The organism is Spirillospora sp. NPDC048823 (assembly GCF_043198445.1).
Lineage (GTDB): Bacteria > Actinomycetota > Actinomycetes > Streptosporangiales > Streptosporangiaceae > Spirillospora.
Window position 1 is genome coordinate 98,288 of the sequence record NZ_JBICUT010000013.1, and the last position, 19,527, is coordinate 117,814.

20 protein-coding genes are annotated in these 19,527 nt (G+C 70.4%); 8 read left to right on the forward strand and 12 right to left on the reverse strand.

The genetic code is table 11. The features are described 5' to 3' along the window. Nucleotides 1-5: 5 nt before the first annotated feature. Together ACGFK0_RS26860 and ACGFK0_RS26865 are read right to left on the reverse strand one after the other, a co-directional pair. Entirely contained in the window at nt 6-1,802 is a 1,797-nt protein-coding gene (locus ACGFK0_RS26860; RefSeq protein WP_392909465.1) for a fatty acyl-AMP ligase, read from the reverse strand. A gap of 264 nt (nt 1,803-2,066) precedes the next feature. Continuing rightward, nucleotides 2,067-2,372: a hypothetical protein gene (locus ACGFK0_RS26865; RefSeq protein WP_392909467.1), complete on the reverse strand. Its 306-nt coding sequence runs from the start codon at nt 2,370-2,372 to the stop codon at nt 2,067-2,069. A 1,255-nt stretch (nt 2,373-3,627) separates the two neighbouring features. On the opposite strand from ACGFK0_RS26865, the gene ACGFK0_RS26870 reads away from it, so the two are divergent. Next, complete coding sequence (locus tag ACGFK0_RS26870) at nt 3,628-4,374, forward strand: IclR family transcriptional regulator (protein WP_392909470.1); 747 nt, start codon at nt 3,628-3,630, stop codon at nt 4,372-4,374. A 43-nt stretch (nt 4,375-4,417) separates the two neighbouring features. Here ACGFK0_RS26870 and ACGFK0_RS26875 read toward each other — a convergent pair whose 3' ends face one another. After that, on the reverse strand, nt 4,418-4,780 hold the full coding sequence (locus tag ACGFK0_RS26875; protein WP_392909472.1) for a YkvA family protein: 363 nt from the start codon (nt 4,778-4,780) through the stop codon (nt 4,418-4,420). 420 nt (nt 4,781-5,200) lie between these two features. Between ACGFK0_RS26875 and ACGFK0_RS26880 the strand changes: the two genes are divergently transcribed. Further along, on the forward strand, nt 5,201-6,208 hold the full coding sequence (locus ACGFK0_RS26880) for a hypothetical protein (protein ID WP_392909474.1): 1,008 nt from the start codon (nt 5,201-5,203) through the stop codon (nt 6,206-6,208). Between the two features lie 101 nt (nt 6,209-6,309). On the opposite strand, the gene ACGFK0_RS26885 is transcribed toward ACGFK0_RS26880, so the two are convergent. The 5 genes from ACGFK0_RS26885 to ACGFK0_RS26905 form a co-directional block, all read right to left on the reverse strand. Continuing rightward, on the reverse strand, nt 6,310-6,885 hold the full coding sequence (locus tag ACGFK0_RS26885) for a septal ring lytic transglycosylase RlpA family protein (RefSeq protein ID WP_392909476.1): 576 nt from the start codon (nt 6,883-6,885) through the stop codon (nt 6,310-6,312). Between the two features lie 549 nt (nt 6,886-7,434). Further along, nucleotides 7,435-8,355 (reverse strand): hypothetical protein, encoded by a 921-nt coding sequence (locus ACGFK0_RS26890; RefSeq protein WP_392909478.1) that lies wholly within the window; start codon nt 8,353-8,355, stop codon nt 7,435-7,437. A 337-nt stretch (nt 8,356-8,692) separates the two neighbouring features. Next, nucleotides 8,693-9,802: a ferritin-like domain-containing protein gene (locus ACGFK0_RS26895; protein ID WP_392909480.1), complete on the reverse strand. Its 1,110-nt coding sequence runs from the start codon at nt 9,800-9,802 to the stop codon at nt 8,693-8,695. 159 nt (nt 9,803-9,961) lie between these two features. Further along, on the reverse strand, nt 9,962-10,570 hold the full coding sequence (locus ACGFK0_RS26900; RefSeq protein ID WP_392909482.1) for a hypothetical protein: 609 nt from the start codon (nt 10,568-10,570) through the stop codon (nt 9,962-9,964). A gap of 46 nt (nt 10,571-10,616) precedes the next feature. Continuing rightward, nucleotides 10,617-11,240 (reverse strand): TetR family transcriptional regulator, encoded by a 624-nt coding sequence (locus ACGFK0_RS26905; protein WP_392909484.1) that lies wholly within the window; start codon nt 11,238-11,240, stop codon nt 10,617-10,619. A gap of 152 nt (nt 11,241-11,392) precedes the next feature. On the opposite strand from ACGFK0_RS26905, the gene ACGFK0_RS26910 reads away from it, so the two are divergent. From ACGFK0_RS26910 to ACGFK0_RS26925, 4 genes are all read left to right on the forward strand, one after another. Further along, entirely contained in the window at nt 11,393-12,709 is a 1,317-nt protein-coding gene (locus ACGFK0_RS26910) for a GH1 family beta-glucosidase (protein ID WP_392909486.1), read from the forward strand. A gap of 50 nt (nt 12,710-12,759) precedes the next feature. After that, on the forward strand, nt 12,760-13,053 hold the full coding sequence (locus tag ACGFK0_RS26915; protein WP_392909488.1) for a chorismate mutase: 294 nt from the start codon (nt 12,760-12,762) through the stop codon (nt 13,051-13,053). A gap of 94 nt (nt 13,054-13,147) precedes the next feature. After that, a complete protein-coding gene (locus ACGFK0_RS26920) occupies nt 13,148-14,857 on the forward strand; it encodes a peptidylprolyl isomerase (protein WP_392909490.1) in 1,710 nt (569 codons plus the stop codon). A gap of 82 nt (nt 14,858-14,939) precedes the next feature. Further along, complete coding sequence (locus ACGFK0_RS26925; RefSeq protein WP_392909801.1) at nt 14,940-15,281, forward strand: hypothetical protein; 342 nt, start codon at nt 14,940-14,942, stop codon at nt 15,279-15,281. On the opposite strand, the gene ACGFK0_RS26930 is transcribed toward ACGFK0_RS26925, so the two are convergent. After that, on the reverse strand, nt 15,171-15,440 hold the full coding sequence (locus ACGFK0_RS26930) for a helix-turn-helix transcriptional regulator (RefSeq protein WP_392909493.1): 270 nt from the start codon (nt 15,438-15,440) through the stop codon (nt 15,171-15,173). The genes ACGFK0_RS26925 and ACGFK0_RS26930 overlap by 111 nt on opposite strands. 89 nt (nt 15,441-15,529) lie before the next feature. Here ACGFK0_RS26930 and map point away from each other — a divergent pair, with 89 nt between their 5' ends. After that, nucleotides 15,530-16,354, forward strand: coding sequence for a type I methionyl aminopeptidase (gene map, locus ACGFK0_RS26935; RefSeq protein WP_392909495.1), 825 nt, complete (start codon nt 15,530-15,532; stop codon nt 16,352-16,354). A 51-nt stretch (nt 16,355-16,405) separates the two neighbouring features. Here the strand turns inward: map and ACGFK0_RS26940 are convergent, their stop codons facing one another. The 3 genes from ACGFK0_RS26940 to ACGFK0_RS26950 form a co-directional block, all read right to left on the reverse strand. Beyond that, entirely contained in the window at nt 16,406-17,635 is a 1,230-nt protein-coding gene (locus tag ACGFK0_RS26940) for an ROK family protein (RefSeq protein ID WP_392909791.1), read from the reverse strand. 98 nt (nt 17,636-17,733) lie between these two features. Further along, nucleotides 17,734-18,798 carry an MBL fold metallo-hydrolase gene (locus ACGFK0_RS26945; RefSeq protein ID WP_392909497.1) on the reverse strand — a complete coding sequence of 355 codons (1,065 nt, stop codon included), beginning with the start codon at nt 18,796-18,798 and terminating at the stop codon, nt 17,734-17,736. A gap of 90 nt (nt 18,799-18,888) precedes the next feature. Next, nucleotides 18,889-19,161 carry a hypothetical protein gene (locus ACGFK0_RS26950; protein ID WP_392909803.1) on the reverse strand — a complete coding sequence of 91 codons (273 nt, stop codon included), beginning with the start codon at nt 19,159-19,161 and terminating at the stop codon, nt 18,889-18,891. On the opposite strand from ACGFK0_RS26950, the gene ACGFK0_RS26955 reads away from it, so the two are divergent. Next, entirely contained in the window at nt 19,096-19,500 is a 405-nt protein-coding gene (locus ACGFK0_RS26955; RefSeq protein WP_392909793.1) for a GNAT family N-acetyltransferase, read from the forward strand. The two genes, ACGFK0_RS26950 and ACGFK0_RS26955, sit on opposite strands and share 66 nt — an antisense overlap. The last annotated feature ends 27 nt before the right edge of the window (nt 19,501-19,527 follow it).

A 19,527-nucleotide genomic window follows, 5' to 3' on the forward strand; every position in this document is an offset into this window, starting at 1 on the left:
CACGTCTACCTACGAGACGCCAGACGAGCCTCTGTCGTTGACAGCGCGCCGTCAAGGTAGCGCTGCCGGGTGGCCGCACGTGCGATCTTTCCGCTGGACGTACGGGACACGCCACCCGGTTCGATCAACACGAACTCGTGGACGCTCATCTCGTGCTCGACGTTGATGGCGCCCCTTACCGCCGACTCCACCTCCTCGACGTCCACCCGGCCGAGGGGGACGCGGCGGTTGCGCTCGGCGACGACCACCAGCCGCTCGGTCTCCTCCCCAGGCAACGCGAACGCGGCGACGTGATCGGGGCGGATCGCCGCGTGCGCCTCCTGTGTGGTGACCTCGATGTCCTGCGGGTAGTGGTTGCGGCCGTCCACGATGATGAGGTCCTTGATGCGGCCTGTCACATACAGCTCGCCCTCGTGGACGACGCCGTAGTCACCGGTCTTCATCCAGGGGCCGGACGGAAGCTCACCCGGTTCCGACAGTTCGCCGCCGAACGTGTCCTGGCTGCGTTCGGAGTTGCGCCAGTAGCCGGGTGCCGTGTTCGGGCCGTGCACCCAGATCTCGCCGACCTTGCCGTCAGGCTGCTCGACGCACGTGTCCGGGTCGACGATCGCGACGATCTGCCCGGAGGGCCGCCCGCACGACACGAGCGCGCTGGCCCGCTCGGACGCCTCGTCGCAGAGCAGCAGGTCGCCCTGGGTCAGGATGTCGCGGTCCGCGAAGACGACCTTCGGCGGGACGTCCTCGGCGGCCGCGGTGACGAACACGGTCGCCTCGGCCAGCCCGTACCCCGGCGCCTGCGCGCCCGGCCGCAGACCGGCGGACGCGAACGCGTCCGCGAACATCGACAGCGTGGACGTCCGGATCGGTTCCGCGCCGTTCAGGCACGTCGTCAGCCCGGACAGGTCCAGGCCGGCGATCTTCTCCGGCGTCGCCTGGGACGCCACGTACTCGTAGGCGAAGTTCGGCCCCGCCGTGTAGACGTTCTTGCCCGGACGTTCCGAGATCAGCTTGAGCCACCGCATCGGGTTCATGATGAACGAGACGGGGTCGGTGAAGATGGCGTGGTCGCCGTTCACGAGTGGCAGGGCCATCGTCGCGATCAGCCCCATGTCGTGGAACAGCGGCAGCCAGCTCACCAGTTCGGGATCGGGCCTGTCGGGCGCCCACCCGGCCCAGAGCTGCGCGGCGTTCGCCGTCACGTTCCCGTGGGTGATCTCCACTCCGGCGGGGCGGCGGGTGGAACCCGACGTGTACTGCAGGTACGCGAGGTCGTCGAACGCGATCGGCTCGTCGTCCCACCGTCCGGCCAGGGAGAGGTCGATCTCCTCGGCGAACACGATCTCCTTCGGCTGCGGGACGTCGTGGTCGGCGAGGAACTTCTCGACGTGCGGCAGCGCGTTCCGCGTCGTGACGATGACCGCGGGCTCGGCGTCGGCGTAGGCGCCGATCAGCCGGTCGGCGTGCCCCGGCAGGTCGGGTGAGAACAGCGGCACGGCGATGACGTGGGCGTACATGGCGCCGAGCATGGTCATCATGTATTCGAGAGTCTGCGGCAACAGCAACGCGGCGCGTTCGCCGGGACCGGTGACCTGCCGGAGGGTCGCGGCCACCGCCCGCGCGCGACGGTCGGTCTCGGCCCAGGTCAGCGTGACATGGGCGCCGGACGGGTCGGTCGAGTAGTCGACGAAGGTGTACGCCGGGGCGTCCGGCTTCTCCTTCGCCCACCTCGCGACACGCTCGATCAGCGGGGTGCGGCCGGAGCCTCCGGGAAGGAGGTCGGGAAGCAGCGAGCCCAATGCCATTGATCATTCTCCCGAGGGGACGAGCCGGGCGGGGGCCATCTGAGGGTTGGGCGCCGTCGGTGGATGTGGCGCGCGCCGGCCGGACGACTGTGTCTGGCGCCCCCCGGCAACCGGCGATGATCGTGAAGCTACCGGATGGTAGTCAGTGAGCGATATTAGCTCTCGGTCACATTCGGCAAACCCGTGTTTGTCACCGCCGTGACAAGAGGAAATCCCCTTTCACAGGTGGGCGTCCGCGCGGTCACCGACCGTGCCCGGCCTGAGTCAGCCCACTGCCGGACCGGCCTCCGCCGCCCTCGACGCGGCGCGGTCCAGGGCGATCCGCCGCCGCCACAGACCGACACAGGCCGCACCCCACAGCAGCCCGATCTCGGCCACGAGCGCAATGCCGATGACGATCGCCCAGTCCGTCTCGTCCCGTTCGCTCATCGCGGTCGGGGACATCAGCGTCATCTGGCTCTCACCGGCTGCTGACCGCGCCTGGTCCGGGACGGTCAGCGGCGGCAGGACGACCGCGCCCGGCTCGGGTGCCGACGGCGCCGACGGCGCCGCGGTCGGCAGGTCCGGCACGGCGAACTCCTGAACGCCCTGCCCTCCGGGTCCGGACGCTCCCGCCCCCGTCCCGCCGGAACCGGCTGGACCGTCAGGAACACCGGGACCACTCGCCGTTCCGGGCTTCGCACCCGCGTCCGCCTGGTCGTGCGCGCCCGGCTCACTTGCCGCCCCGGGCTTCGCACCCGCTCCGGCGGACGGCGCGGCGTCGTGGCACGCCTTGCCGCTGCCCGCCTCGCATGACGGCTTGCCGGTGGGCTTACCGTCCGCACCGGACTGACCGGCCGGAGTCGGCTTGCCATCGGCCGGAGTCGGCTTGCCATCGGCCGGCTCCGGCTCCGGCTCCGGCTCCTCAGGCCGACCGCTCGGACCGGATTCGGCAGCACCACCGGTCTCCCCAGAGGGACCGGAAGGCCCGCCGTCCGCATCGGCCTGACCACTCGGACTGGGCTTGCCCTCCTGACAGGGTTCGCCGTCCGCATCGTCACCACACGAAGGAGTGCTCTCCTGACCACCCATGGTCGGCTCGCCGCCGCTGGGCGTTCCCGCGTCCGTGGGGTCTTCGGTCCCATCGGACTGACCACCGGCGCTCGGTTCCTCTCCGCCGGCCTCCCCCGCATGGTCGATGACCGCGCGGATCGACCGGCGTTCCACGTTCGCGGCGTCTGCCACGGCGAGGACGCTCAACGGCCTCGCGGACGGGCCCGAAGCCGTCGAACTCGGCACTCGGACGGTGGCCGTTCGCTCAACCGCCGTCTCACCAAGGTCACCCAGGGCGCATCGCAGTTCGTGCCCTGCGTCCATCTCCGTGCATGCCGGCGAGTGCTTCGTCCAGGACAACGGATGTTCCGCCACCAGACGCAACGTCGCGTCCTTCGCGATCCCGCCCTGTGCGTGCACTCGGACCGTGTACGCCAACGCAAGGTCGGGGCCGGATGTCGTTCTCGCCGTCGCCGTCATGTCCATGAGTAACCGGACGGCGGCCGGGCGTTCGTCCGGTACGGCGTCGGCGGCCGGGCCGACGAGTGTCAGTGCCGGTACGGCCAGTGCGACCGCACCCCAGTGGGTCCTACGGCGCCCCGTTTGCACCCGATCCCCTCTCGCGTTTGCTCTCTCTACGGCTGCCAGGGGGGCGGCGACGCGACGCCGGGCACAGACAGTTATTGCCATGTCTCCGCATGTGTAACGTGCATCACTCCACCAACAGGCCCTCTTTCGCATAGTGAAATCGGCTCTCCGTAGAATCCGGGTGAGTCCGAGGGAAGGAGACGGGGTGGCGGAGGCCGTTCGGTCATTGGAGCGTGCGTTCGACCTGCTGGAGCATCTGGCGGACGCGGGGGGCGAGATGGCTCTGTCGGAGTTGACGGAGGTGTCCGGCCTGCCGATGCCGACGATCTACCGCCTGATGCGGACACTGGTGAACCAGGGGTACGTGCGCCAGGAGCCGTCCAAGCGGTACGCCCTGGGGCCGCGGCTCGTCCGGCTCGGCGAGGGCGCCAGCCGCCTGCTGGGCACGTGGGCGCGCCCGGTGCTGTCCCGTCTCGTGGACGAGGTGGGCGAGACGGCCAACATGGCGGTGCTGGAAGGCGATGAGGCCGTGTACGTCGCGCAGGTGCCGTCCAAGCACTCGATGCGGATGTTCACCGAAGTGGGACGGCGCGTCCAGCCGCACTGCACCGGCGTGGGGAAGGCGCTTCTGTCGCAGCTTTCCGACCAGCGGGTCCGGGAGATCCTCGGCCGCACCGGCATGGACGCGCACACGCCCAACACGCTCACCGACCCGGAAGCCCTCCTGGTCGAACTGGAACGGATCCGCGAGCAGGGGTACGCGCTGGACGACGAGGAGCAGGAACTCGGTGTCCGCTGCCTCGCGGTGCCGCTGCGGGGCGCTCCGGCGTTGACCGCGATCTCGGTGTCCGGCCCCTCAGGGCGCATGACCCGCGAGGCCGTCCCGAACGTCGTCCCCATCATGCGGGAGGCCGCCGAGCGCTTCGCCAAGGAACTGGGCCCGAACACGTGAAAGGCGAGACCATCGCGCGGATGGCCTCGCCTTCAACGGAATCTCAGTCGACGGGTTCGCCCACGAGGACGGTCGGACGCCCGCCGCGCTCCCAGGCGACGAAGTCGCCCGCGGCCTTGACGAGGATCGTCGCCATCCAGAGAGCCAGTCCGGTGTCGTCGGCGATGCCCGCGATGGGAATCATGTCGGGGATCGCGTCGATCGGGGAGACGATGTAGACGAGGCCCAGGGCGAGCAGTCCGAGCGTCCCGAAGGACATGCCCTTGTACTGCCCGCGAAGGACCGACTTGAGCATCCGGGGGACCGCGCGTACGCGCTCCCAGAGCCCAGGGGCTTCGGGTTCCAGGGTCTCGCGATAGATCTGCCAGGCCTGCCCTGCGGCGGCCGCACTGCGCTTCCTGTCCACGAGCACTCCTCATACGGACGTTCATGAGGGCGCGCCCCCGCGGCGCCCACGCTTATCTATGACGCGGCAAGTGCCGGAAATGTTCCACTGAACCGATCATGAGGCGGGTGTCACAGCCGTGGCGTCCGGACCGGCGCCGGAACGATCGTGAAACGCCCCGGACGGACACTGACCTGAGGATGCGACCAGGCGTCACCACAGGTGAGTTCTTCATCACTCGTAGGCGACGCGCAGCGGATTCACGGCGTGTTGACCGGCATGCGCTGGCAGCATGGGCCGACGCGCGGGAGGAGCGCCGCCTCCCCCGGCACGACCGGCATCGCCCTTCGACATCGCAGGAGCCGAAGTACCCGATGAGCCGAGGCACCCGATGAGCGGCAGTACCCGATGAGCGGCCTATCCGATGAGGCGCGGTATCCGATGAGCGGCGACGACGCGCATCGCCCCGTCCATGGCATCGCGGGGGGCGACCCCTACGTCGCGCTGCCCCCGACCGCGGTCGACGGAACCGCCACGGGCCCGACCCGGCTGATCGTGGCCTGGCCCGGCTTCGATCCTCCGCGCACCGCGAGCGCGCTCGCGTCCTCGATCCCGATGACGGGCGTCCCGGTATGGCGCGTCTACCTCGATCTGCCCGCCCGCCCGGACGGCGGGCTCGAATCGGGCGCGATCCTGCAGAGCGAGACCATCGAGACGTACTGCACGGCGGTCGATGACGCCGCGCAGCGCCTCCCCGCCGCCCTGGCGGACATCCGCCGCGACCTCGCACTGCCGGACGGCCCCATCGGCCTGGTCGGCTTCAGCGCGGGCGGCGCCGCCGCGCTGCTGGCCGTGGCGCGCGACGCCGTACCGGTGAGCACCGTCGCGCTCGTGGCGCCCGTCGTGGCGCCCGCACGCGCCGCACGTGCGGTGGAGAAGCGCTCCGGCCTCGAACGGTCCTGGACCGACCGCGCCGCCGCGCTCGCCGACCGGCTCGACCTCGGCGCCCTCGCCGCCGACATCGCCGGACGGGACGTCGCGACGCTCCTCATCGGCGGCGCCAAGGACCGCGTCGTCCCCGCACGTGAGATCACCGCCCTGCGCGACGAGCTGCGCCGCCACGTCACCGGCCCCGTGGAGTCCGCCACGTTCCGCATGGGGCACGCCCTGGCCGCGGAACCGGGCACCGAGGCCCGCGCGCCCATCACCGAAGCCGTGCGCGTGGACGGCGTCCTCACCGACTGGTTCCGCGAGCGCCTCGCCGCCCCATCGCCGCACACACCGGTGAACACGCGCGCGAAGGACGAGCAGCGTGCGGACGCGCCCTCCGGGGAGGCGGAGCCGGTGGACGGTGGGCATGGAGCCTGGTCCCCGGGCGCGGCCGGCGGCGTCCCCGAGACTCAGGACACGGTCCAGGCGCATCACGCGGAGTTCAGCACCAGACGCTGAACACTGCGGCCCATCGAAGGATGTGGGGTGCCTGAACCGGTGTGGGACCGCCCGGCGGGCGCGGTCGAGCGCCCGCCGGGCGGGTTCGTTCGTTTCAGGGATCAGCCGCGCGACAGGACCTCGTACCGGACGGGGATGACGCCCGCGCCCGTGCCGCCGACCTTCTTCATCGCGGCCCTGGAGAGGTCCAGGCAGCGTCCACCGGCGTACGGTCCGCGGTCGTTGATGCGGACGGTCACCGAACGGCCGTTGTTCTTGTTGGTCACGCGGACCTTGGAGCCCATCGGCAGCGTCTTGTGCGCGGCCGTCAGCTCGCTCGGGTCGAACGGCTCTCCGCTGGCGGTCATCTGCCCCTGCCAGTAGTAGGAGGCCTCACAGGAGCCCGACTCCACGGCTTTGTTCTTCTTCTTCTGCTTCTTCTTCTCGGGTTCGGGCACGTGGCCGGCCTGGGTGTCGGCCTTGCGCTCCGGAGTCTTCGTCTTCGTCGGTGACGGCTCCGGTGAGCGGGTCTTGCCGCGGCTCGCCCGCGGCTGTTCCGATCGCCGCTGGTCCGCCGGCGGTGCCGTGGCCGGTGGCGCGGTCTGCGCGGCCTGGGCCGACTTCGCGGTGGCGTCGCCGTTGACCAGGGCGAACGCGCCCAGGGCGAGAACGGCGGCGGTGGCGCCAGAGATGATCATGATGGTGCGTAGGCGTGCTCGAAGAAGACGCCTGACAGGGCTACCCACAGAGGTGTCCTTTGATCGGGGACAGGGCCCCGGACGCCCGGCGTGTCGTACCGCCGTTCTCGCGGCGCGTTCAGGCGACGTCGATCGTTCTCGTCCCCGAATCCCGCGCCGCCCGCGGGCTCACAGGCCCGCCTCCGCACCGATCTTCATGGCGCCTGCGCATCGTGGTCTGGGCGCTTGCGCGTCATCGCGGTCGCGGCGTCCGGCAGGTGCGGCTGGAAAGGCATCTTCACTTTTGATCTCTAAGACGCCGCACAAGTCCTTGACCGTACGTTGTGTCCCGTGTGAATCGAGCCTCAGGGCCCTGGTTTGTGGGGTTTGTCACCCGACCTTTTGCCCTCTGAAGTGGATCAACCGCATGGGGTAACCAGGTTTGAAGATCGCATTTACCCGCACAAGAAGGTCTGATCTCGGGCAAATAACAACCGCTTGGTCAAACGAAACGGGGCGTTCCGCGGATGCCGTCCGGCACCCGCGGAACGCCCCGTTTCCTCGCCTGGTTCAGCCGAGGCCGGGTACCCCCGGCAGCCCGAGCCCGGACGTGTCCAGCAGGGACACCGGGCCGTCCAGCGGGCCATCGGCCGGGGCGGCGACGCGGTCCCGCGACTTCAGCACCTCCACCACCTGGCCGACACCGTTCTCGGCATCGAGGCCGGCCCCGGCCTCGTTGACCGCGTCGTTCGCCTGGCCGAGGACGTCGTCGGCCGGCCCCGGCCGCGCGTGGCGTCCGGCGGGCGGGAAGAGCGTCGTGCCGACCGCGAGCCCGGCGGGCTGCGCGGAGCCCAGCCTGGACAGGAGGTCGGGCAGAGCCGTGCTCAGCGGCGCCTCGGCGTAGCGGCCGTTGGGGAGGGCCGTCCCCCCGCCCGGAAGGCCGCCGAGCGGGCCGCCGCCACCCAGGGTCCCGCCGAGGTCGGTGAGGCTCCCCAGGAGCATTCCGGGCAGGTCGCCCGTCGCGGCGGGGAGCTCGCCCCCGCTGCCGGGCGGGACGGGCGCGTCCCCCGCCGTACGCTGGCCGGCCTGGGGCGTCGCTCCAAGGCAGTCGCCGTCGGGCAGCGCACCCAGCGGGGTCTGGCCGGGGACCAGGAGCGAGGTTTCCGGAAGCGTCGTACCGGCGTGGGAGTTGACCGCCTTGCCCGGGTTCAGCGTGCATCGTCGTGCCGCAGTGCGGTAGCCGGGCCCGGCCGGGGCGCTCTGGAGGACACCGTCGACCGCTCCCGTGGTCAGCTCCGCGGTCTGCCCGGCGGCCATGGTGACGGGTTCGGGGAGCGTCTGGGCGACCGGCGCGGCCGCGGCGTACGCCTCGTAGAGGAGCGTGGTGGACGGGCCCGGCGCGGCGTTCGCCGGTGCGGCCGCGACCGCGAACGCGGCGGCGACCGGAGCGAGGACGGAGACGCTCAGCAGATTTCTGACGGATCGGTTCATGCTTCCCCCCGGGGTTTTCGGATTGACCCTGCACGTGTGATGTGCGCCCGCGCGGCTTGCAGAATCCGGCGCACCGTCGACCGGCGACATTAGTACAGCCCGGAGGACTCCACGGCCAATTGGAGAAGCAACTGGTAAACACCATATAGATCTACGGAAATTGATCGGCGACATCCCCGCGCGAATCAAATGGTGACAAGATTCGATAAAGTCACCCCAGAGACGCGAGACCGCCACCTGAATCCGCCACGCGAACCCATGAGCGACCCAGGGCCGCGACCCCGGGAACGCGAACGGGGGCGCCCGGCGGGCGCCCCCGTACTGGCCTGCGGGCCGACTACTCCACGGCGCCGCCGAGGGTGATGGCGTCGTCGACCTCGTTCTTGCGGGCGGCGAGCTCGGCCGCGTAACGCTCCTCGTCGACCTTTTCGGCGATCTCCTCGTCCTGTTTCATCAGCGCCTCAAGGTCGGCCTTGGCGTTGTCGAGGACGCCCATGTCCGTGTAGGCGGCCTGCACCTTGTCGCCCCACAGCCCCACGTCCCGGACGCACGGGACGATGCGGCTGAACAGCAGCGACTGATAGAGCGTGTACATGTCGGAGTTGTCGACGAATTCCATGCACTTGTCGACGGGCATGTCCAGCTGCTCGAAGACCTCGCGTCCCTTGAAACGGTCCCGCATCAGGTAACAGCCCTCGACGACGAACTCCTCACGCTCGGCCCGCTCCTTGTCGGTGAGCTCCGCGTAGTAGTCCTTGAGCGCGAGCCGTCCGAACGCCACGTGCCGCGCCTCGTCCTGCATGACGTAGGCGAGGAGCTGCTTGACCAGCGGGTTGGTCGACATGTCGCGGTAGAGGCCGAACGCGGCGAGGGCGAGGCCCTCGATGAGGACCTGCATTCCGAGGTACGGCAGGTCCCATCGGCTGTCCTCCAGCGACTCGGCGAGCAGCTTCGCCAGGTCCTGGTTGACCGGGTAGTACATGCCGATCTTCTCGTGCACGAACTTCGTGTAGAGCTCGACGTGCCGCGCCTCGTCCATCGTCTGGGTGGCGGCGTAGAACTTGGAGTCCAGGTCGGGGACGGACTGGACGATGCGCGCCGACACGTTCAGCGCGCCCTGCTCGCCGTGCAGGAACTGGCTGAACAGCCACGAGCCCTGGTGCCGCCCGAACTCGTCGCGCTCCTTCTGCGACATCTTCTCCCAGATGTCGGAGCCGAAGAGCGGGTTGAAGTTCTCCGGCAGGCCGGCGACGTTGTTCGGGTCGACCTCAAGGTTCCAGTCGATGCGCTTCTGCGCGTCCCACTGCTTGTCCTTGCCCTTCTGGTACAGGTTCAGCAGCCGGTCGCGGCCCTCGTCGTACTCCCAGGTGAAGCGGGTATCGCCCGCCATCGGGACGTTCCACGTCTCCGTCGGGACAGGCGTGGAGTAGAGGTCGTAGGAACTCACGGGGGGATCCTCCTCGGGGGATGACGCCGCGATCGCGACGCGGGTGTGCTCCGCCCACGGCTTTACATACCTTCGTAACATGTAAAGCGCCACGAGGCCAGCCTCATGCAAGAACCCACTGACGAAATCCACCGCCGGACCGCCCCGGCAAGGCGGCGGTCAGCGGGACTGGAGCGCGTCCAGGCCCACGGCCTGGGCGATGACCAGGCGGCGGTCGAGGCGCGGTTCCCTGATCTCGACGACGTAGCGGTCGCGGATGCCGAACTTCTTGTCGACCGAGAAGACGACCTCGTCACCGGCGTAGAAGTCGAAGTGGTACGGCCAGGCGAACGGCAGGGCGTCGACGTAGGGGATGATCTGCCAGACGCGGCGCAGCAGCGCGATGGCCTTGTTGCGCTCACTGCCCGTCGTGACGCCGAGGCCCGGCTGCTCCAGGTGCCAGGTGGAGGCGAGCAGCGACTTCTTGAAGTCCTTGCGGAAGACGCCGATCGGCCGGCCGTCCGCGTCCGTGACGTCGTACGCGGACGCGAGGTCGATGCGCTTGCGGGCCTTGAAACCGAGGATCGGACGGGTCTTGGCGTCGTCCGCGTACAGGGTCACCTGCTCCTTGAACGCCAGGCGCTTCTGCTGCGCGAACGCGAGGAGCTCGCCCTCCCCGCCGCCCGGCGCCTCGGCGTGCACCTCGTACTGGTTCACCATCAGGCGGATCCGCTGCCGGATCAGCAGCCTGTTCTGCGCCTGAAGCCGTTCGTCGTCCAGCGGACTCACCCGTTCTGTAGCGTTTTGGGGAGTCTGGCACAGACGAAGTCTTCGGTCAGGACTCTTCGATGTGCGAGGCCAGATAGCCGTGGATCAGCCGCTCCGCCTCGGCGACGATCATCGGGTCGCCGTTCGGGTCGCTGCGGAACGCCATCTTCAGCACGGCGTCGCCGGCCTCGACCGAGATGGCGAGAGCCGTGGCGAGGCCCGGGGTGTCGCGCAGGTCGAACGTCTCGATGATCATCTGGCGGAGCCGGTCGGCGACGACCGCGTTGTTGTCGGCGTCGGAGTCGAGCAGGTTGACGTCCGCGACGTCGCCGAACCGCAGCACCCGGAAGCCGGGGACGGTGCGGTGCATCTCCACGAAGATCTCGATGATCGCGCCGACCGTGTCGGACCAGTCGGCGAAGTCGTCCTCGGCCAGCCGCGCCGAGATCCGCTCCCCGAACACCTCCAGGTTGCGCAGGGCGAGGGCCTGCGCGACAGCGCGCTTGTCGGGGAAGAACTGGTACACCGAGCCGATGGCCACGTCGGCGCGCTGCGCGATGCGCGTCGTGGTGAGGCCGTCGTAGCCGTCCTCGTCGAGGATGCCCGCGCATGCGTCGAGCATCCGCTGGACGCGTTCGGCACTGCGGCGCTGGGCGGGACGACGGCGGAGCGGGGTCCGGATCTCGGTCACCCCACCATTGTCACCCGAACGTGACGCCGCTCGGCATGCGCGACCTGCCGTTCCCCACCGGCAGGTCACGGGAGTCTTCCGTGCACACCACCCGAGCACCTAATATCCGAAAGCTATTCGCATTTTGGGCCAGGACAGGGGAGAGGGACGCGATGGGGCTTCCGGAAGGCTTCCGCTGGGGTGTCGCCACCGCCGCCTACCAGGTCGAGGGCGCGGTGGACGAGGACGGGCGGGGACCGTCCACCTGGGACACGTTCTCCCACACGCCGGGATGCGTCCGCGACGGCCACACCGGCGACGTCGCCTGTGACCACTATCACCGCTGGCCCGAGGACGTCGCGCTCATGGCCGGTCTCGGCGTCGACTCCTACCGGTTCTCGATCGCGTGGCCGCGCGTGCAGCCGTCCGGAAGCGGCGCCGTCAACACCCGGGGACTCGACTTCTACGACCGCCTGGTCGACGGCCTGCTCGCCGAAGGCATCGCCCCCGCCGCGACCCTCTACCACTGGGACCTCCCGCAGCCCCTCGAAGACGCAGGCGGCTGGATGGAACGTGACACCGCCTACCGGTTCGCCGAATTCTCCTACCTCGCCGCCGAGCGGCTCGCCGACCGCGTGGACATGTGGATAACCCTGAACGAGCCGGTGGTCGTCATGGCCTACGGCTACGCGTTCGGGGTCTACGCCCCCGGTAGGGCCCTCATGCTCGACGCGCTCCCCACCGCGCACCACCAGCTCCTCGGCCACGGACTCGCCGTCCACGCCCTGCGCAGCCGGAACGCCCGCAAGATCGGCCTGACGAACCACTACTCCCCGGCCTGGGCCGCGTCCCCCGCCGACCAGCCGGCCGCGGACGCCTTCGACACGTTCATGAACCGGCTGTTCACCGACCCCGTCCTCCTTGGGCGCTACCCCGGCATCATGGACGACGCGCCGTTCATCCGCCCCGAGGACCTCAACGTCATCGCCACGCCCATCGACTTCCTCGGAGTGAACTACTACCAGCCGACGCGGCTGACCACGCCGTCCGAGGGGCCGCTCCCCTTCGACATCACCGACATCACCGAGTACCCCACGACCGGCATGGGCTGGCCGATCGTCCCCGACGCGTTCCTTTCACTGCTGCGTACGCTCGACTCCAGGTACGACCTGCCGCCGCTCTACATCACCGAGAACGGCTGCTCGTTCCCCGACGAGATCGGCCCGGACGGCGTCGTGGACGACTCGTCCCGCATCGACTTCCTGGACGCCCACATCAAGTCCATGCGAACCGCCATCGACGAGGGCATCGACATCCGGGGCTACTACGCGTGGTCACTCTTGGACAACTTCGAATGGTCGGAGGGCTACCACCCGCGCTTCGGCCTCGTCCACGTCGACTACGAGACGCAGAAGCGCACACCGAAGAGGTCCTACACCTGGTACCGCGACCTCATCGCCTCCTCTCGGAAGCACGCCGGCTCACGGTGACACCACCGGTCGCGGCGACGCCACCGGACGAGCGGTGGCATGCTCGGCGCATGGACACCCCCGAATCACTCGCGGACGTGCGGGCCCGCATCGACGGCATCGACGGTGAACTCGTCCGGCTGCTGGCCGAACGGCAGGGCCTGGTGCGGGCGGCGGCCGCGTTCAAGGCCGACGAGCAGGCCGTCCGCGCACCCGACCGAGTGGAGAAGGTCGTCGCGCTGGCACGCGAGCGCGCCGCCCGCGCGGGCCTCGCACCGGAGGTCGCCGAGTCGGTGTGGCGGGCGATGATCAGCGCCTTCATCGACCTGGAACTCGCACACCACACAGCCGCACGCCGGTCCTGAACACACGGCCGCGCGCTTCCGGGCCGGTCTCGGACACGAGGTCAGAACGCCCGCGGACAGTCCCCCCGCTCTGCTCACGCCGTGGAGGTCCCGAATGCACGACCCCCGTCCGCTACGTCCGAACGACCCTCGCGAGGTCGGCGGGTTCCGGCTGACCGCCCGGATCGGAGAGGGGGCCCAGGGCAGCGTCTTCCTGGGCGAATCGGACACCGGGCGGCGGGTCGCGGTCAAGCTCCTGCACGCCGACTTCGGACGGGACGCCCGTGCACGCACCGGTTTCGAGCGGGAGCTGGCCGCGGCCCGTCGCGTCGCCGCGTTCTGCACCGCGCCCGTCCTCGCCGCGGAGGCGGACGGGGACACGCCGTACATCGTCAGCGAGTACATCGACGGGCCGACGCTGCGTGACCTGGTCTCGGAGCGCGGCGCGTTCACCGCCGGCGAACTGACCCGGCTCGCCATCGGCACCGCGACGGCGCTCGCGGCGATCCACGAGGCGGACGTCGTCCACCGCGACTTCAAACCGGCCAACGTGCTGCTCGCCGCGGACGGTCCGAAGGTCATCGACTTCGGCATCGCCCGGCCGCTGGACGCCACGTCCGCGACCATGACCGGCGCCGTCGGCACGCCCGCCTACATGGCGCCGGAACAGGTGGCCGGGACCACCGGCGGCGCGCCGCTGGACATGTTCGCGTGGGGCTGCACGATGGCGTTCGCCGCGAACGGGGTCCCGCCGTTCGGCAGCGACTCCGTGCCGGCGATCATGCACCGGATCCTGCACGGCGAGCCGAACCTGGGCGCGCTGACCGGGGACCTGCGCGAGCTGGCCGCGTCCTGCCTGGCCAAGGACCCGGCGGCCCGCCCGACCGCGCTGCAGGTGCTGCAACGGCTGCTCGGCACCGGGACGGACGCGAACCTCCTGGCGGAAGGCACCTCGGCCGCCGCCCTCCCCGCTGCCCCGCCGCCTCCCGCAGGGGCGCCTCCGTTCGCAGCGCCGGACGGCGCGTTTCCGCCCGCCGTACCGCTTCCGCCCCAGCCTCCGCCTCCACCGGGGTTCCCGCATCCCACGCGTCCGGCGGCATCTGGACGGAGCGGCCGCCCGCTGCTCATCGCCGCCGCAGCCGTGACCGTTGTGGTGTTGAGCATCGGCAGCGGCGTCGCCACGATCCTGCTCGGGGACCGCGAGGGGGCCGAAGCCGAGGGCGGCAGGCCGGTGGCCCGGTCGGCCCCCGCCACCGCCGCCGCCACCGCGAACGGCTGCGGCTATGAGCCCGTGAAGGACGGGCAGGTGAAGGACGTCGGGACGCCGCCCGCGTCATCGGCGCTGCCGGTCGGCGCGACCGTCAAGACCAACCTCGGCACGCTCGAACTGGAGCTGGACGCCGAAAAGGCCCCGTGCTCGGTGAACTCCCTCGCCCACCTCGCAAGGAAGAGGTTCTACGACAACACGGCATGCCACCGGCTCACGACGAGCCCGGCACTGAAGGTCCTGCAATGCGGCGATCCGTCGGGCACCGGAACCGGTGGCCCCGGCTACGAGTTCGCCAACGAGAACACGACCGGCGTCCGCTACACCCGGGGGACGGTCGCCATGGCCAACGCAGGTCCGGACACCAACGGCAGCCAGTTCTTCATCCTTTACGAGGACGCACCGGATCTGCCCGCCGACTATCCCGTCATCGGCCGCGTCACCTCCGGCATGGAGATCGTAGACAAGGTCGCCGGCGCGGGAGCGGGTGACGGCGGCGCCGACGGCGCACCGAAACAGAAGATCACCATCACCGAGTTCCGGACACCCGCGAGTTGACCCCGATACTCGGCCGGGGCGGCACTGCGGTCCCGCATGGCATGCTGCTGTGGCTTACCGACTGCGGCTTGATGGGGTTGACGTGGATCTGTACGCGGCGTTCGCAGATGTTCCGCGGCCTGCGGAATTGCACGGATGCCCGTGCTGTGTCGCCGCCGACGAGGGAAGGCCGCTGCTCGCCGCGCCGCTCCGCGACCTCACCGCCGAAGACCTGGCCCGGTACGCGGCCAAGGCGTTGAACACGTGGGGCGGCCCCCAGGAGTTCCGCTACTTCACACCCCGGCTGCTGGAACTGGCCGCCGACGATCAGCGGCTACGAGGCGGCTTCCAGTGGCAGGTCGCCGCCGCGCCAGGTGGCCGCCAGCTCCTGCACCGGCACGTCGAGCGCCTCGCCGAGGCGGACGATCGTGCCGAACCCGGGTGAGGGCAGGCGGCCGGTCTCGATCTTGCGCAGGGTTTCCGGTGAGATGCCGGCCGCGTCCGCGACGTCCGCGAGGTCGCGTTCTGCCCGCATGTGGCGCAGCAGTGCACCGAGACGCCTGCCGGCTTCGATCTGTTCGGGCGTGAGCGGCTGGCGGACCATGTCCCCCAAAGTAGACTGGTATTTCTATACCGTCAATCACTAGAGTGCCGGTATACAAATACCAGCACCCCCTTGTACGTGAGGTACTCGTGATCGAACTGAAGACGCCCGCGGAGATCGAGCGCATGCACGTGGCCGGGCGTTTCGTCGCCGAGGTGCTCTCCGAGGTCGGCCGGCTCGCCGCGGTGGGCGTCAACCTCCTGGACCTGGAACACCACGCGCGCGCGATGATCAAGCAACGCGGGGCGCAGTCGTGCTACTGGGACTACGCGCCGTCCTTCGGCCGCGGCCCGTTCCGCAACGTCATCTGCCTGTCGGTCAACGACGCCGTCCTGCACGGCCTGCCCCACGACTACACGCTGCGCGACGGGGACGTCCTCAGCGCGGACCTCGCGGTCGGCATCGACGGCTGGGTGGCCGACTCGGCGCGCACGGTCGTCGTCGGCACCGCCGACGAGGAGGACCTGCGGATCATCCGCGCCACCGAGGAGGCACTGGAGGCGGCGATCGAGAAGGCACGCCCGGGCAACCGCCTGGGCGACATCTCGGCGGCGATCTGGGCGGTGGCCCGCGACCACGGCTATCCGGTCAACAACGAGTTCGGCGGCCACGGCCTCGGCCGCACCATGCACGAGGACCCCCACGTGTCGAACAAGGGCAAGGCGGGGCGCGGCCTCACCCTCCGCCCCGGCCTGACCCTCGCGATCGAACCCTGGCTCGCCCGGACGACCGACCGGATCGTCTACGACCCCGACGGCTGGACCATCCGGTCGGCCGACGGCTCGCGCACGGCCCACTCCGAGCACACGGTCGCCATCACCGAGGACGGCCCCCTGGTTCTCACCCGGCGCGAACCGGACCGCACCGCGACGAACGCGGATCCGCCGGCTCGGCCATCCACGAAGGACGCCTGACGCCCCGGCGACGGCGGGAGCGTGCCGGGCGGCGCGTCCCGGACGTTCTCGTCACTCCGGCAGGGCCGCCGGCACAGTGGGATCCTGGTCGGCGCGCGTCGTGCCCAGGGGGTCGGTGAGGAGGGCGGCGAAACCCAGTTCGGCGGCGCCCGCCAGGGTGGAGTCGTAGCCGAGTGCGGCCGTCCGGAGCGCGACGCGTTCGCGGGAGACGGGCAGGACGCCGGCGTTCACGCGGGCACTGACCTGCGCCGCCGACCCCCGGTAGATCTCGCTCAGCATGCCGCCGAAGACGACGACGCCGGGATTGAACAGGTTGATCAGGTTGGTCACGCCGATGCCGAGCCAGTCGCCGACGCGGTCCAGGGCCGCGCGGGCGGCCGCGTCCCCGTTCTCCGCCGCCTCCACGACGGCGCGCACGCCCTCGCGCCCGATCGGCCCGCCGGTGCGTCCGGCCGCCTCCAGCAGCGCCGATTCGCCCACCTCCGCCTCCAGGCAGCCACGAGAACCGCAGTTGCAGGGACGGCCGCCATACGGATTGACGATCATGTGCCCGAGTTCGGCGGCGTAGCCGTCGTCGCCGTCCAGCAGCCTGCCGCCGACGATGATGCCGCCGCCCACCCCGACGTCCCCGTGGAGGTAGACGAGGTTCCGGCTGCCGACGCCCGCACCGCGTTCGTGTTCGGCGAGTGCGCCCAGATGGGCTTCGTTGCCGACGGCGACGGGCAGCCCCAGTCCCAGCCGCCGGCCGAGGGCCGGACCGAAGTCGACGTCCGTCCAGCCGATGGTGGGTTCCAGGCGCACCTTCCCGTCGGCGGCCCCGATCAGGCCGCAGTACGACGCGCCGACACCCACGCATTTCGCGCCGGGGGGAGCGGCCGCCACGAGCGCGCCGCCGAATTCGGCGAGGGCGGTGACCACCTCGTCCAGGTCGTCCTGGCCGCGGCGCCGTGCCGTCTCCCTGCGCTCCAGAACCGTGCCGCCGAGCCCGACCCTGGCGGCGACGAGCCGGTCCACCGCGACGTCGAAGGCCAGCACGTACACCTGACCGGTCGCGGGACGGACCACCAGCGACGGCCGGCCCGCCCGGCCCGTCGTCGCCGACGTCTCCTCGCGCACCAGGCCCGTCGCGGCGAGCTTGGCGATCAGTGTCAGGATCGTGCTCCGGTTCACGCCCATCCGGTCGGCCAGTTCGGTGCGCGACACCGCCCCATCCCGGTGCACCTCACGCAGCAGGGTTCCGAGTCTGAGTTGCCCGGTCGCCGGTGGAACCTGCCGTCTCATGCCGGTGACACCCGGCAGGAGCGAGGACGACACGGCTCCTCCTCTCACAAATGGGACACCACCAAGTTACCCAAGCGACCGCGCCGCCTACGCGGCGATCAGTGGTGGTCTGCGGCGGCCAGCCGGTATGTGGTGCCGCTGCTTCCCTGCACCCAGGCGTCGGGCAGCGCCGCGGCCAATGCGTGCTGGGCACGCCAGCCGGTGCAGTGACCTGGGACGACGAAACTCGGGGCGAACTCCGTCAGGGCGTGGACGGTGGGCTCGATGACCGGTTCGAACGCCGGGCCGCCCAGGTGCAGCCCGCCGACGAGGGCGTGCAACCGGTCCACTCCCGTCAACCGCCGCGCATGCCGGACGATGTTGATCGCGCCCGCGTGGCCGCAGCCCGTCAGCACGACCAGGCCCCGGTCGCGGACGTTCACGACGAGAGCCTGATCATCGGTGACCAGCGGGTCGTGGACCCAGTCGGTACCCGTCCAGGCCTGGTGCGGGGGCGGCATACCGCGCTCGAACTCCGTCGTGCGGTCCACCTCGCCGGTGATCAGCACACTGCCGTCCAGCAGGAGCGAGGGCTCACGGCGTTCGACGACCTCGAAGCCCTCCCCGTCCAGCGCCCGCCTGCTCAGGGTCGGGAGGTCCTCCGTCTCCCGGCCGGGTACCGCGATCCTGCGTTTCGTCCACGCCCGCGGGTGCAGCACCATCGGCAGCGACCGGACGCCGCGCGCGCCCGCCAGCCCGGCCAGCCCACCCGCGTGATCGAAATGACCGTGGCTGAGCACGACGGCGTGGACGTCGCCGAGGTCGATGCCTAGCCGTCCGGCGTTGGTGACCATCGCGTGCGGTGACAGGCCCGTGTCGAACAGCAGCGTGTGCGAGCGACCGGCCCGGCGCACCGTCACCAGCGCCGAGAACCCATGCTCCGCGATCATCCCGGTGGGGGTGCGCCCGTCCTCGAACTGCGGCGCCTCCACCATGCCGGCCCCGAAACCGGCCCGCCGGGTGCGCTCGTCATCGGTCAGCAACGCGTCATAGACGTTGTCCACCAGGGTGACGATCTCGACCTCGTCCACCGGCTCCAGCGCAATGGGGTCGACCGCCGCCCCGGCCGCCGGACGCGGCATGGACGCCGCCGCTTCCCCTTGTGTGCCCGCTGTCTCGCACATACCAGCACCCTAACCTCAGCCTGCGGAGGCCTGGACGTCTCATCGTCCACGAACGCAGGACGGCAGATGTCCGAAACTGTTCGGAAGGCGTCAGCCGATCAGGAGGCCGAGGCCCAGCAGGAAGGCCATGCCGCCGACGCCCCGCAGGGGGATCCAGCGGAACGACACGTCCGCCCGGCGCGATGTGAATGACAGGATCGAGGCGTGCGTACCGATATGACGCTTCGGCGGCTTGATGATCGTCTGCTGCTGCGGTTGCTGGATGCCGCAGTGGCGGACGCGGACCCTCTTGAGGTGATGCCACCGGTGGCCGGGCCGCCGGGGTGGACTGCGGAGCGGCGGGACGCGTTCTTGCGGTTTCATCGTTCGAGGGCATTGGCGGCCGAACCGGTGGAGGCCACGTACGCCATCGTCACGGGGGAGGCGGTGGTCGGTGCTGCCCGGCTGTGCCCGATGGAGGATGCGAAGAGGGCGGCCGAGGCCGGGGCGTGGATCGGACGTTCGCATCGGGGCGCCGGTTTCGGCGGTGCCGTCCTGAAGCAACTCCTGGCCATCGCGCAGGCGGACGGATTCGAATCCGTCTTCGTCAGTACGACGCCGGACAATATCGCCGCGCAGAAACTGCTCACGGCGTCGAACGTGGAACTGGTCCGCAAGGGCGACCAGGTCACAGGGTGGGTGACCGTTACCGCTGCCGAGTGAACGCCGGGATGGCCCACCTCGGCACCG